General features: G+C 43.3%; 9 protein-coding genes. 4 read left to right on the forward strand and 5 right to left on the reverse strand.

Annotation, left to right across the window (positions count from 1 at the left end; genetic code table 11):
* The first annotated feature begins 237 nt into the window (after window positions 1-237).
* The 3 genes from QT987_RS02500 to QT987_RS02510 are packed head-to-tail and all read left to right on the forward strand — an operon-like array spanning window position 238 to window position 3542.
* Entirely contained in the window at window positions 238-1086 is an 849-nt protein-coding gene (locus tag QT987_RS02500; RefSeq protein WP_333236995.1) for a hypothetical protein, read from the forward strand.
* Between the two features lie 2 nt (window positions 1087-1088).
* Window positions 1089-2384 (forward strand): hypothetical protein, encoded by a 1296-nt coding sequence (locus tag QT987_RS02505; protein ID WP_333236997.1) that lies wholly within the window; start codon window positions 1089-1091, stop codon window positions 2382-2384.
* Window positions 2385-2399: 15 nt separating this feature from the next.
* Window positions 2400-3542: a phosphoribosyltransferase-like protein gene (locus QT987_RS02510; RefSeq protein ID WP_333237000.1), complete on the forward strand. Its 1143-nt coding sequence runs from the start codon at window positions 2400-2402 to the stop codon at window positions 3540-3542.
* Between the two features lie 38 nt (window positions 3543-3580).
* On the opposite strand, the gene QT987_RS02515 is transcribed toward QT987_RS02510, so the two are convergent.
* Genes QT987_RS02515 through QT987_RS02525 form a run of 3 tightly spaced genes read right to left on the reverse strand, consistent with a single transcriptional unit; the run spans window position 3581 to window position 12412 of the window.
* Complete coding sequence (locus QT987_RS02515) at window positions 3581-9379, reverse strand: DEAD/DEAH box helicase (RefSeq protein ID WP_333237002.1); 5799 nt, start codon at window positions 9377-9379, stop codon at window positions 3581-3583.
* Window positions 9372-10694: a hypothetical protein gene (locus QT987_RS02520; protein ID WP_333237004.1), complete on the reverse strand. Its 1323-nt coding sequence runs from the start codon at window positions 10692-10694 to the stop codon at window positions 9372-9374. The genes QT987_RS02515 and QT987_RS02520 overlap by 8 nt, the downstream gene beginning before the upstream one ends.
* Before the next feature lie 23 nt (window positions 10695-10717).
* Entirely contained in the window at window positions 10718-12412 is a 1695-nt protein-coding gene (locus QT987_RS02525; protein WP_333142803.1) for a hypothetical protein, read from the reverse strand.
* Window positions 12413-12696: 284 nt separating this feature from the next.
* Between QT987_RS02525 and QT987_RS02530 the strand changes: the two genes are divergently transcribed.
* The gene (locus QT987_RS02530) at window positions 12697-13905 is read left to right on the forward strand and encodes an MFS transporter (RefSeq protein WP_333237006.1); all 1209 of its coding nucleotides are present in this window, start codon (window positions 12697-12699) and stop codon (window positions 13903-13905) included.
* 70 nt (window positions 13906-13975) lie between these two features.
* Here the strand turns inward: QT987_RS02530 and QT987_RS02535 are convergent, their stop codons facing one another.
* Both QT987_RS02535 and QT987_RS02540 read right to left on the reverse strand, forming a co-directional pair.
* Complete coding sequence (locus tag QT987_RS02535) at window positions 13976-14221, reverse strand: hypothetical protein (RefSeq protein WP_333237008.1); 246 nt, start codon at window positions 14219-14221, stop codon at window positions 13976-13978.
* A gap of 70 nt (window positions 14222-14291) precedes the next feature.
* Window positions 14292-14519 (reverse strand): hypothetical protein, encoded by a 228-nt coding sequence (locus QT987_RS02540; RefSeq protein WP_333237010.1) that lies wholly within the window; start codon window positions 14517-14519, stop codon window positions 14292-14294.
* Window positions 14520-14629 lie beyond the last annotated feature (110 nt).

The raw sequence follows: 14629 nt of genomic DNA on the forward strand, positions 1-14629 counted from the left end.
CACAAGGTTACGTTAGCGAAGTTTAAGAAGGGGCTCTGGTTTATGGGTTCTCCTCTCAAAGCGAGAGCGTAATGCTCTAACAGATCAGTTCGGAAGCCAAATTGGGTGATAACTGTGAGAAAGTAAGTTGTTTTCACTTTTGTTTTAACCTGTCTAGTTGAGAAGACTAAAGTAAAGTATGATGGTATTGGTGATTATTGCAGAAGCAATATTCTGCTTATAGGCTTAGAACGTAGTATGTCTAAGGTAATCCCGATTTTCTACTTGCCCAAAGAGTATGAAGAAGACATGAAGCTGCTGGCAGAGGGAATTTTAGCCAATGATGGACTAACTATCAAGTCTGCTGTCTCATGGCTTCAAGGCAAACTTATTGCTCATAGTGGCCCCAAAGCAGGAAGCCCGATGTCAGCCACAACCATTAAAAACTATTTAGCTGGTTTTTACGTTCTTGACTTATTCAAGGCTAATAATAATTTTTACCGCGACTTAACTCCTGGTAGAACGGTTCCACTTTCGCTTCAATCCAAAATCGAAGTTATTCAAGCTTTGAAGTGGGTTTTAGAAGCCACGTCATTTAACGAAAAGTTAACTCAGGTTTGCTCACAGTATTCACAAATAGTTAAAACATATAGCTCGGACCGACAACTACTTAAAGATAAGTATCAACTGGGTGATAACCCGGCTCCTGCCTTGATTCGCCAACTATTAATAGAGCATTGTGGCTATAGCTTTATTGGAAATCATAAAAAAAATCCTGTTGGTTATTTAGAGCTAGTTTACAGCGAGCAAATTGAAATAAATAATTATCTACAGCTCATGAATTTTGTTATTAGTAACTATCAAGAATATGCAAAAAAAAATATGGGATTAGTTCCGGTTAGCCATGTTGTGAATCGATTAAAAGAAGTTTCGGATTACCGGGATGATGAAATTAAAAGCTTTTTAGTAAGACTTCGCATTACCAATCGAATTGAACTGAGAATGACTAAATCACAACTTGCTGAGAACCTTGGTATCGAGTTAATCGATATTCAAGGTATTAAGTATGGATTTATGAAGATACTTGACTATACTATGGTGGGTTGAATATGGCTTACACAGATATCAATGGCGGCTTACTCTCTCCTGCACAAAATCCCTATGCAGCTAAAGGATCTGCTTCATCAGTAGCAGGTTATGAGCTGTTTCACCCTATTGTAGAAAGAGGGACAGTATCTGATTTACTGAAGACAGTGAGATATAGCATCAAATATAAAACAGAACCAATCAGGTTTTTCTTTGCGGGAGATTATGGCTCTGGTAAAACAACTCGACTGAATCTTGTCAGACGAGAGGTACTTCAAGCTGAACGCAGCCTTTGTATTCCAATCAGATTTCAAGAAATAGCAAATCAAATTTCTATGTCTGGCGATCCAAATAAGAGCGAAATTACTAATTTTTATGGAATGGTTTTGGATAATATTCGGAGGAGCTTGATTTCTCAGGGAGCTTTAAGTAGGGAGGAATGCTTGACTTTAATCAAGCAAGCTGATAAACCTGAATTTATAGATTTAATTATGAGAATGTTTGCCGCTACTACCAAAAGTCATATTTTGCTGATTTTTGATGAAGTAGAAATTTTATTTTCAAGCCTAAAAATTAATGTCTCCCAATTGATGACTTTCCTGCACGACTTGTCTGAAAAGTGCTTTTCTACGAATCGAAGCTGGGGAATATGTGTTAGTGTGACAGGAGATTACTTGATTAACATTCAAGCAGAAGCAGCTCAATTGAAAGATGGCAGATTTGATTTTAGATTGGTTGAGCCATTAAGTGAAACAGAAATCAAGGATTATATAGAAGAAAAAAATAGTAAGATCACACTAAGATTTAAGGATAAAAGTTATCCTTTTAATCAAGATATTATTGATTTTGTATCTATTGTTTCTGGAGGAATGCCGAGAAATATAGAAGTTTTGTGTCATCTGATTTGGGCTTCTAAAGCTGATGAGAATTCTAATGGTTCAGTAGATATCAACACAGCCCGAAGACTTTTTGTTAATCAGTACCGCGCTCAAGCATTTAGCTACTTTGAATATGTTTGTAAAAATCTGGGACTTGATCGAGATGTTCAAGGATTTTTAAAAGTCCTATTCGCGGAAGGTGGATATAGGTTATCAGTTAATGAACTGATTTCAAAAAGAAATAATAGTTTCGATAATTATCTTTACAATCGCACTGATTCAGAAGCCCGCTATATTTTATACAATAAAGCAAGTTTTAAAATTAGAGAAACACCAGAATTATCTGACATAATAGAAATTTCAGGAAGAAGACCATTTTGTTTTTCTTTAACCAAGAAAACGTTTAATAATATTTATACATTTGAAAGTCAAACTCACTAATAACTTATCCCAAATATGACTCAGGAAAAAAATCAGTTAAGTAGTTTCTCGAATTCAGATGACGAAGATGATTTGAGAAAGTATTTAGAATCACTACAAGAAAATTGGTATGATTTAACTGCGCTTTATCGCACACCAATTTCTTCTATTCTTCCTCAAGAAAGAGAAGTAGATGAAAGAGAAATCTATGATATTCATCACATAGATGCCATCGCTGAGCGACTGAGACAAGCACCTGGAACTATATCTACTAATACACTCAGGGAATGGCTAAATCAATTTGACACTTCTCTTGAAAAAAATATAGCCTATTTGCTTCTGAGAGAGATTCAGTTTTTTTCAGAAGGCACTATTAAAACAGACGTTAAAAACTTACGAGACCAACTTCTGAATTTTCTGCTCGATCAAGAACATTTAATTGAAGCATTTCATTCTCTCGAAAACCCACCAACGAAGAGTGAAATAAAATTTAAAAGGTGGCTGCGTAATAAAGTTATCCGGTATGCTTGGCTTCCTCAACCTAAAAAAAAGGGTGTTGAAAGCCAGCATACACTTTGGGGCTATTACGAAAATCATGCTCTCACTGGTTCTGAGACTGGTTGCCCTCCTGCCAGTAAACCTAGACTACTAAAAGACTATTTTGAAAACCCTGGGTACAATGATCCTGAAGTCGATGTAGATCCAGAAAATAGTGTTTTTGTTTTTATGGATTACATAAATGGAACTGGTAAACAGTTATCCGGCTGTGTCTCCCTAATCAACGATTTATTGGATCAGTTCCCAAAATGGAAAAAATCATTTTTTATTATCATGTATATTGCTCAATCAAAAACCTTTAAAAAAGAAATAATACAGTTTTCTACCGACAACTGGCAAACAATTTATGCTGAACAAATGCTTTACTATAAGGATTTAAAAATTTTGGCTGCTCTATCTAATTATAAGATATCAGAAACAGAATATGAAGAATTTGTTAATAAATATTGTCGGCGAGCTGGAAGCACATCATTGGGGTATCTTGACTCTGCCTCTCTAACTTGTCATCACCGTAATTGCCCTAACAATACCTTGACATTTTTTTGGAAATCTTCTCGTGACTGGACAGCAATTTTTGACCACAGCCAGACTCCAAACGCAACACCCTATGGAAAACGCTAAATTCCATCGTGATTCGTTTGAAAATATCTGCTCCCACATCACGCACAATCTCCCGGTCGCCGGAGAACCATAAACGGGTTGACAGCCTCCACCTGATAACCAGGATACTGCGATCGCGCGCTCGCCACCGCTGCAATCCACTCTGGATGGTCATCATTCCATAAAGGATGTCGAATCATTTTGATTGTCCGCCGTCGAGCATTCTGGTGCACGTAGCCAGTGAGAGTCTCAAACTGCACTGGTGCACCATAACCCAAGCGTTGAAGTGCGGCTGGAATTGGAACTTGCACTAAGTTAAGCCAAGGATTCTGGAAATTGCCCCAAGAAGAGTTGAGATCGATCGCCGACGCAGGATTAGACACCAATCGTGCCATATCTAAAGCCAGTCGCCAATCCAATAACCCGTGATAAGCCAGATTTTGATAGTCCCGCAAACACAAATTGCAGGAAGTATCACAATCACTTCCGTGCTCGTGAGGATTCGTCCATTTCCAGGCAATGCTGTTTGAAATTGTTGGATCTGCCCGATCCATCAGTCGTTGAAACTCATTCGGTTGGGCGAGAAATTGGCAATATCCAGCTCCATTTTCCAATTGATCGCAAAGAAAAGCTTGACCTATAATCGCTCCATTCTGCTCTAATGAACGAAAACCCGCCTGCAACTCCAGTGCATCCACATCGAGAAGAGAAGCAGCCGCTACCCGCAGCCAAAACGCGAAAGAATACCAAGCAGCACGACCTTCAACTGTAGTTGGATTGGCAAATATGCCATTAGGCCATTCCTGAATATTTACTAATAGGATATCTGTTTTACGTCGAGATAGTAGAGCTACCCGATAAACCGCTCCAGATGTACTAACCGAACTGTTTTGCTTAGATACAGCATAAGCTCCTGATTTATGTCGATTATCAATCCTAACTCTTTCGTAGAAGTCAAACCCTCCAGTGCCACCATTATCATTAACCGAAATGATATTGTCATTGAATGCAGATACAGAAGCATTAAGGACAGATGCAGGCGTGCCATTATTTGCAGGCGTGCCATCATTCGGAGGGATACTCAAAGAAGGTCGTGTCGATCGCGGTTGCCACTCAAATTGCCCATCAAAGTCCTCTGGTTGCAAGTCTGTAAAAAATGCCTTGGGTTCCCTGGCATCAATGTAACGCATCGCATCATTTACACCACAAACTGGACATTGAGTTGTTGGCGATCGCTGACCGCCAGGGAGTGGTTCATTTAAGGTTATGTACGGGTAGATTACCGCTTGACAGTTACTACAAAGTCCGAGAGATTCGTTGCCCTGAGTGAGTGCTGGGACTAAGCCTGGTGCGGTCGCAATTGTGTTGCCTTGAGGATACAATTCAACCACACCACAAGCAGTGTGAACCGCCTTATCTTTGACAGTCTCAGATCCTGGTGCAAATTGGCTGATAGCCACATCAAGGTTGCGATCGACTATTCCCGTCTCTGGTGGCCATTGAGCGCCCGGTGAGGGCCAGCGCGTGTAAAGCAAACGCACCCGCGTTGGAAAACCAAACATCGGTAATAACCCCGCATTTGCCAAACGTTCGCTCAGCGCATTATGAGTGTATGTAGGGTCATTTACAACATTTTGAATGGCATTTATCAGGTTTTGGCGGAGATAATTCAACATTTGAGAATTACTAGCATTCGATAATGTTGTTTGCACCCGCAAAATATCCAAAACTGACAAAATCTTCGGTTCATTGGCTGGATTGTTTAACCAATTGGCGATCGCTACTTCATAATTAGCCCAATTAGCAACATCACCAAACTCACCGTGTACGTTGTCAGTCCCACCTAAAGACGCAGTGATTCCTGTGTCTGTGAAAGCTTGCCTTAACACTTCTTTGATGAGGACGCGCTGGAAAATTTCTTGACTCTTCATCTCAACGTAGGGCGGTGGCGGCGGATCGCCTGTGATGCTTTCAGGACGCTGGAAGTAAAAGTCATCGTGACTTCGGCCTCGACAGAAGGTAACAGCTAATGAAACTCCCGCAGAACGTCTGCCAGCACGACCAACTCGTTGCTGATAATTAAATCGGCGGGGCGGCATATTTGCCATCATTACTGCTAGCAATGCACCAATATCTACCCCCGCTTCCATTGTCGTTGTGACGCTCAATAAGTCGATACCCTGAACCCGCAGAATTTCTTGATTGATAGGGATGTCTTGAAATAACTCCTGGCGCCTAGTTCGCTCTTTTTTGTCAGTTTGACCCGTTAATTCCTCTGCATTCATGCGGAACGGCTGACCTGATTGCTCTGAAAGATAGGTATAGTAATCAAAGTCGCTTGTTGTCTGTCCTGGTGTCAGATGAATTGTGGAAGTATTCGGATTGTCAAAACGGCGATCGCTGTTACATTCGGGGCAAACTCCAGCAGCAGGTTGAATAAAGAAAGCATTGCATTGCGGACAACGGAATCCCGGACGCGAACCATCAGAATTTGCCGGGGGTGGTAAAACGAGATAGAGGCGATCTGGATCGAGTATAAATCGTTGACTTTGAGATTGATTTGAAGGTTGGATTGGAATGACTTGTTGTAACTGATGCTGCACGTCGCTTAGTTCAAGGCCCGTTCTACTAATGTACCGTTGAGCAAACTTAGGCAAATCAGAATTATTGTCGAGACGGACATGGGGAAAATAGCGATGTAATTTCCGAATTCCTAATTGTCGAATCACTGCTTCAGTTGCTTCAATCAACGGAGTTCGGTTTCCTTGATATTGATAGCTAACCCAACCCTGTGCCAGTCCTTCAATAGTCCGAGCAATGTGGGGGAAAAGAGCATACATCAACTCTTCAGTTAAGAGAGCTTCCAACAGGTCAGCATGAGCTCTCTGTTCCTGGGTGCCGGGAATAACTCGTGCGATTGGATTAGCATTCCAGTTGTAGCAATCAAACCAAGGAAACCTTTCTACTCCCCTTCCCTGTCCGACTGTATAGGTCATAGTCCGAAAGCTGGGTCTGCCCGGACAAATGCCATAATTGAGAAGGCCATCTCGAATCTTATCCCGCAAATTCAGAAGAGGAATTCCCCCTGGGTAGCGCTCTAGTAATCCTAGCCATTCGTCACGAGCCTGCTGATTACTTGAGGGCAAATCATCAATCCAGTCTCTTGCTTCATTTACCAAAGCCTGATTAGTATTGCGAAATCGGTTGCGCCGAACCATATCATCAGGCTGCGGATTCGCAACAACAGCAGTGTAAAGATCTGGGTTCAATGCCTGCAACCTAGTAAGTGCTGTTTGGTTATTTGCACAAGTAATGCGGAGGAAGCCTACAAAGTCATTCCAATAATCTTGAAAAGACTGAATCAGCAACATCCGCGCCATGTCGCGATAATGATCGCGCTCCATCCCTGCAGCTAGCTTGGCGGCATCTTGACGGCTGTCGGAAAATATGACCAGCTTGCGAGACGATCGACTGGTGGGGCTTATTGGTGCTGGCATTTCTCTCAGAAGTCCACTGGCAAGCACTTGGCAAGCTTTCTGAAATCCGGTGCGGTGGAAACGCAGGGGAGTAGGAAATTTGTCTCGTCTTCCGTAGTCAGCATCACAGCGAGGACATTTACTTGGCAATGCTCGTTCTTCTGGATGATTGCCTGTCACTTGATAGAGCCACCCTGGTATTTCTTCATCTACTTGTGGTTGAGTGCTATTCTGCGTAAGTGCGCCTGTAGTCCGATTTAACTTGGCACGAACCCATCGGCGTTTTATTTTATCAAGCGTCCATTCTGGGTCTTGTGGCTGCGTATCCCAAACAGGTGTCTCTCCAGGCAAAGGCCAAAAAACTCTATAATTTCCGTAGCGTTGATTGAGAGTAATACGGTCAGGGATTCCCTCTAAATCGGGTTGATCGGGTGTAAGAATTTCTACATTTGTGTTTCCTATTGGTTGAGTAGTTTTGTTGTAGCCTCCAAGAAAAACCTCTCCACACACTTCACAAATAATTAAGTCCAAAACACGAGAACCACAGGAGCAGCTAAGGCGATGAGTGGCATGAATTGCACCAACAGTCGGAGGATTCGGAGTGTTCTGCCTTATATTTCGATCGACTGGTGAATGGGTACAGTTAGGATTACAGCAAGCCCATAAGTTTTGCAGGTTGCGGAAGAATAGATGACCGCGTACAGGTTGAGGCGATCGCCCCGTACTCACTCGTTGAGACATTCCCAGTCCTAGAAGTAGCCCCCGCATCGCATCAGATACCAACCCATTACTCGCAGCACCAGAGAAAATTTGACGGTCTAAATCTGTTGGATCATTTAAGTGTTCTGCATCTATAACTTTCGTAGCCCTCACTGTAGGGTTAGGATTACTTGGATTAAGCAGACGATCGACTTCGCGACAAGCATCTCTCAGTACATCGGCTGCGCCTAAAGTAGCCAGTGCTTCTCCAAGATGTTGTTCCGCACTTAGTCCAGATCCTGCCGGTTGTCCAAGCTGCATAGCCAAATTAGACATAGCATTCCGCACTTGATTAGATGCTGAATTTGGCGGTTGCATTTCCTGCAATGGGTCAGCTTGTACTGACTGAGCAAACTGGGCAAAAGCATTTTGATAGGCCGAAAGATTGAATCTTGCCCCTGGTGTTGGTGGGGTTTGTTGTCCTGTGATGAAGTCAAAATTATCGCGGCCAAAAAACTCACGCAAAAAGTCTCTGCCCTGTTGATTTGGCTCAAGGCTAGCTGTAGTCGTCAAAATCCGTAGTTGTGGCGAGTCTGGTGTCAATCCCAAACGCGAATACAACAATCGCAGAATATAAGCAACCTCTGTCCCCGGCGTACCGCGATAAGCATGAAGTTCATCAATAATGAGGAAAAATTGGTGGTCGGGATTGTCAGCAAGCCAGTCACGAGTAGCATCAAAAATATTGTTCTCAATACTCCGCATCATCATAATGTTGAGCATCGAGTAATTAGTAATTAGAATATCCGGCGGACTATCTTGCATATCCCACCGAGACCACATTTCACCGCCATCAAGTAGCGGTTTGTAGTAAGGCAAATCGGGCATATCCTGAAGCCAAGACGGATTGTTTTGGATATCCGTATCTCTCTGTCGGCGCTGCTGTTCTAGTTCCCTTAATTCATTTTTCAGTCGTCTGATACTATCGTCTTTCTGTATGCCTGAAACTGGTGTTTGTCCGGTGTAGCGTCCAAAGGTAATTCTATTTCCCCCTCTGTTTTGATTTAACCACTGGTGTACTGATGGCGCTTCTAGCGCTTTTCTCAGCCGCCGCAACTGGTCTTCAACTAGCGCGTTAAGAGGATAGAGAATCAAGGCACGGAGGGCTTTTGGTCGGGGTGTATGCGCCCATTGAGAGATACGGTCGCCATTAGAATTTACATTGTTATCCCACCAACGATGATTTGATGGCGGTTGGCGATTAGCCCCCCAAGTTTGGGATTCCCTTGCTAACTGTGCGAAAAGCGGTAAGAGGAAACATTCGGTTTTACCGGAACCCGTACCAGTAGTCACGACTAAATCTCGCTGGTTAACCAACACTTCCCGCAGGCTTTCCCATTGGTGTTGGTAAAGCTGGACTCCCGGATCGAAAATCATTTGCCCAAGTTGTGCCAAATTGTGGTATTCGGAGGGCAGTTGATTGGCTGCGGCTGACAAATTCATCCCCGATGATGGATAAATCGGGACAGGCTCAACTAAGGGAGGCTGACTCAAGATACCTGGTTGCTGGAGGAGGCGATCGCGTTCATCAGCCAAAGCGCGGTAACGCAGGGGAAAGGCACTTTTGATATATAGCTGATAAATGCGATCAAGTCTTTGATATGCGCCAACTAAGTCATGCACTGGCAGGTACCTCTTCGCACTTTACATTAAGTTTATCAGTTAGCAGAGAAATTACTTCCATCGGCACGTTCTCGTAGAGCAACCAGGATTTTTGATAAGTTGGGAGTTGTCCAGATGCTAGCACTAGCGCACGTTCGTAAATTTCCGGCCAACGCTGGGAGACAGGTATTGCTAAACGCCCGCTAGCGTGATCGTAACGTGCAATACATTCAAAGCCACTGTGCTGCAATGCTAAAAATCGTAGACCATACCAGTCGCCCTGTCGCCAACTAGCGCTTTCTTGGTCATAAAAGAGTGTATAGCCAGGACGATCGCTCTCCTCTATCCTCCACATCTGGTACATACCTGTTTGATTGGGAGAGATACAGCTAATAAAATCATTACCATCAAAGCGCTTCCACTCGTATATACTCGGCACAATTCCCTGCAAGCTTCTGAGATTCTGCTTCCAAATGTCAAGATTTGGTATAATTTCAGCAAGTCGGCTCGATACTTCCCCAGCGTAAAGGATAGAAAACTGGCTTGTAATTATATTAAAGTCACTCAAATTGAGACGAATGCAAGGCGGTGCGTCTCTTCTTGATTGATGACTGGAAATTATATCTGTATATTTTTCCAACTCCTTCAGCAACTTGATGCTGCGTTGACCGCAAAGAAGAAATTCTGGAGAGTCTGATTTAATCTTAACGAGGGCTGTAGGAGCCATAGACCATCGTGTACCGTCTGAAGAAGACTCAATATGCCCAAGCAACCTAAGCCTCCGTAAAATGCGTTTTGGTTCCTCAAGTCTCAGAGTATCGCAGGCTTTTTTGAAGGATTCCCACGTTCCGCTACCAAGGGTAGATAGCCAGTAGAGAAGGTGTTCGTAACGCTGGGAAAGTGCCTCAATATCTGGTGACGATTGATTGATAGGCGATGAGGCGCTCGCCTCAAATGGGTTATCATAGGTAACTTTCTCTACAGGCTGATAAGGAATAGGGTTCGTGTAATCGTAAACTTCATGGGCTGCCCCAACCATAGATTTTATTTGTTCATAGGTGAAGCTCTTATTGCCGGGAACTGCCGAAGTTTTAAAACAGGGAAATTTGAGCAAATTAGAGTTTACAATTTCTTGAGGTATTTCTCCTAGGGTACTACTTTCAATTGCTAGAAAAAAATAAAAGCTTTTTCTAGAAGTAGCTCCTTTTTCCAGTCGCAGAAGTGGCACATATTGACTGATATTTTGGTGTTGTATGTGTTTGGAAACTTCCTGGATAAGTTGTTTTGGGTTCCCTTTGTATGAAAATCCTCTGTACCAACGTTGAATTTTGGTCATTTTACTTTTGAATTTATTTAACTTTATTGAGCCAATGACTGAAGGACGCTGCCACAAATATTATGACTTGAACCGATCGGCATCACTTCACAACTTGATGGTTCTACTATTGACAGACCACTCCAATCAACAATTCTGACAAAGCGCTCGCTAGATTCACCTCCACAAGTAGCTTTTACGAGATAGTCACCTACACTAGGAAAGTTAACTACAATGGGAATATTTGTACTTTGCTGTAACTTTTCCCAAATTTGGGAATCATCCGATAATCGAGTTACTTGTAACTCAACTGTGGGATGGAAACCAAAGATAGTTACTAGAGGGCTATGTCCCTCTAGCCATGCACCCAATTGAGGTACGCGCAAACCACCTGAAAAGCTAATAGATAAACGGACACTGGGTTGCAAAGCATCTTTAAGTTCTTGACTTTTGATAAAGACTGCATCCCAAGCTTGGGAAACAACCATGCAGGTGTGAATTTCAAACCAGGTAGAATTTTTAAATACTGGTTGTGCTCCACCCTGCCATTTCAATAGCTGCTCATCTTGCAACCGTTGAATATCTGAGAGCAGTTCTTTTTTGTAGAGTAGGATAAATGGCGTACCGAGGGATGGCGTTCCCCAAGAAGCATAGGCTCCTGAATCTGGGTTATCGGGATCTGGAATTAATATCCAAAAGTTACGCTCGGGCAAAATTAGGGAATCCAGGTCTGTAGAACAACTAATTTGGTATCTTGCACCGCGATCCAATTCATTCATATTTATTGGATTTTTTAGAGGGAAATACCATCCAGCGCGTTCGTCCCGAAGCTGGTGAACGTTATCTCTGTACTGAACTTGTACCGATTCTACTGGTCGCCCTTTTAGCTGTTTCGGGTAGAGATAGTAATCAATCTGGCCCAAGAATGGATCTTCAGTGCGATATAAACCTGCAAAAAGGTAGCGGCTCCAGGTGCGTACTCCTTGTTTTAGTGTTACTGGTTTCCCCTCATTTTGCCATTGTTCGTAAACTTCGTGAATTGCTTCGGCAACGGCTTCATAGCGCTGCCTGTTGTCCGTCAGTAACTCTTTTAAGTGTTGGCAAAGCCTCGGCGTCTCGCGGCGGACATGAGTAAATAAAGTTTGGGCATCCCATTGGGCTGTCCATTGCTTTTCGTTAAATATATCTAGAAGTCGGTTTTTATCAGCGTGGCGTAGAAGAGATTGCGAAATTGGATAATTTATATAGGTAGTTGGACCACCGCGACCCCGAACTGCTGAAGGTAAAAATCCCTGTTGCCTTAGCCAAAGATTCCATTCTTTCCATAGCGGTTCTTCAGCAGCGGAACCAGATTCCATGCCCGGTGGACGACGAGCGTCGGACAGACCTAAAATTTTCTGCAATCGCCGGAAGTAGTTTAGTTCTGATATTTTTTCTTCCTCAGCCATCTGATAGGCGGCTAGGACTGTGGCACTGAGAAAGGCAATACTTTTGGGTAAACCGTCAGAATCACACCCTCGCAAGTTGCTCAAATTAACTTGTTGGTCAATGATGACTCTTTTCCTTACGGCAATCAAAAAGTCATCGCGACCGTTGTTGACGCCCGTATCCTTTCCAAATTCTAGACCAATACGCTCGAGTACATCGTCGTCAACGCTTACGTAAAGTTTAGTACCGCGCGGTACGCCACTGGTAAAGTAAGACACTAATGCTTGGTTCCATTCTCTGTAGCTTGCCATTGCTGTTTTCGCTTCTTTGGCTTACCATCTGAGCCGTTTGTTTAAATTATCCCAGGTTTGTGTGACTATTGGTAGTTAATGAGATTCAGCCTGGCGTTGCTGAATACAGGTATAAATTCAAGATTTCGGAATGGGTATAAGCTAAGTAGGGTGAGTTTTGTAACATCAAGCGAAAAGTTGATTCATACCGTGAATCAGCAACGCCTAGAAACCATTAATTCGATAGGTTTCGATTACCAGAGTAATTACCAACCCAATACAAATAAAACCCCTCACCTGATTTTATGATTAAAAAGCTCTTCTTACTTCTTGTTTGCTTATTTGTAGTCATGATTGGCTTCGGAGTAAGCCTGCCTGTACTTCCTTTCTACGCCCAACATTTACATACAGCAGTTGTTCCGCGTGAGACGATCGCCATTCACATTACCTTATTAACCAGCATTTACGCCTTCGCTCAGTTAATTACAGCACCGTTTTGGGGGCAATGGTCAGATCGAGTCGGCAGGCGACCCTTAATTTTGATCGGAATTGCCGGTTCCGCGATCGCTCAACTACTATTTGGGTTTGCATCATCCCTCGCAATGCTGTATGTTGCTCGATCGGTCGGTGGGGTTCTAGCCGCTGCGATGCTGCCTGCTGCTGCGGCTTATGTTTCGGATGTAACGACTGAGCGCGATCGCACCCAAGGAATGGCTTGGCTCGGTACAGCAGTGAGTCTTGGAGCAATTGCTGGACCAGCTTTTGGTGGTTTGACAACTCGTGAAGACTTACATTTTACCCTCGGTCTTTTCGATCTCAAAATTGAAAATTATGCTCCTCCCTTTTTTCTAGCTGCGGGTTTGATGTTCTTAACGCTGCTAGTCGCTCTCCGCTGGTTGCCAGAATCGTTACCATCGAGATCCGCAACTGTAGTCCCTCGTCAGCCAGCACTAGATTGGAAAAGGCTGGATAAACCATTATTACTGCTGTTGGGTTTAGCCACGATCGCCCAGTTTGGACTCACGATGTTTGAAGCCGTTTTTGCATTATATGCTCAAGAAATATTGGGATACGGGCCCGTCCAAACAGGCTTTGTATTTATGATGTGTGGCTCAGTGATGGCAGTCTTTCAAATCATTGCAGTGAGCTTTTTGTCTCGATATATGAATGAGATCGCCCAAGTTGCTCTGGGATTTGCACTCATGGGAAGCGGAATCTTCCTGCTGCTAATGGCGCGATCGCTTCCGATTGTGCTGGGAGTTGTCGCTATATTGGCATTCGGTATGGCATTGATTACCCCAAATGTAGCTGCTTTGATTTCAAAACGGGGCGGTCAACACACGGGAACAGTGTTAGGAATTCAAAATGCCGCTAATAGCCTCGGACAAGTTGGGGGATCAATGTTAGGGGGCGTTTTATTTGCATGGCAGGTAAGCGCCCCTTATAGCTTTGCTGGCTTTTTACTAATGGGAACTGGCTTAATGCTGGGTTGGATGCAGAAACATCAGCATTGATGATTCAGGCACAACACTACCTCACGTCTGGCATCAAGCTTGAGTTAGTGAGAAAAATTCAGGTTCAGGGTTACTGACTAAACTCCCGCTTTGGAACCTCAGAGCGGAACAAAGAAATTGCCGCGACGGTGGCTAACACCTGAACGGCAACAAAAATTCTTAGATTCTTGACTGCTTGTTTGAAGCCTTCTGGTGTGAATAGATTTATATTAGGATGCTCCAACCACCAACAAAGCAGTAAACAGAGCAGTAAAACTGTTAGGGCGACACCGTTTTTCTGATTCCAAAGAACGCCTTGTCTGTTAGTTCTTTTCACAGCATCCTAAATATTTCCCAAAAGGCGATCGCATGGCGATCGCCATAACCGTCTATCTGGAGCGGTTGCTTTAATTTCCTCTCATCCCAGACATACCAGGCATATTTTTCATCATATCCTTGCAACAGCTACATCCGCCTTCAGTAGGCTGCTGCGGAGCCTGATTGGTTTGCGCTATTGTTTGACTAGCAGTCTGGTTGTGAGTGTCTGCAAACGAGGGATTAGCTGTCAAAGCTAACAACGTTAAGCCAGCTATAGTTCCACCGATTACTGTTTTAGCAAGTGTGAGCATACTCATCTTTATCCTCAATTGAGTGACTAATTTTCTTAGAACTAAGTCCATACTAAACTCTCAACCTCACTAGAGAGTCAAGGCCTAGATTCAAAAATTCGAGTAAATATGCCTGA

This window comes from Microcoleus sp. SVA1B4 (assembly GCF_036700545.1).
GTDB lineage: Bacteria > Cyanobacteriota > Cyanobacteriia > Cyanobacteriales > Microcoleaceae > Microcoleus.

Coding starts and splice junctions, on each gene's coding strand:
- QT987_RS02510 (WP_333237000.1), top strand. CDS start 2,400: ATGACTCAGGAAAAAAATCAGTTAAGTAGTTTCTCGAATTCAGATGAC.
- QT987_RS02540 (WP_333237010.1), bottom strand. CDS start 14,519: ATGAGTATGCTCACACTTGCTAAAACAGTAATCGGTGGAACTATAGCT.
- QT987_RS02500 (WP_333236995.1), top strand. CDS start 238: ATGTCTAAGGTAATCCCGATTTTCTACTTGCCCAAAGAGTATGAAGAA.
- QT987_RS02530 (WP_333237006.1), top strand. CDS start 12,697: ATGATTAAAAAGCTCTTCTTACTTCTTGTTTGCTTATTTGTAGTCATG.
- QT987_RS02520 (WP_333237004.1), bottom strand. CDS start 10,694: ATGACCAAAATTCAACGTTGGTACAGAGGATTTTCATACAAAGGGAAC.
- QT987_RS02505 (WP_333236997.1), top strand. CDS start 1,089: ATGGCTTACACAGATATCAATGGCGGCTTACTCTCTCCTGCACAAAAT.
- QT987_RS02525 (WP_333142803.1), bottom strand. CDS start 12,412: ATGGCAAGCTACAGAGAATGGAACCAAGCATTAGTGTCTTACTTTACC.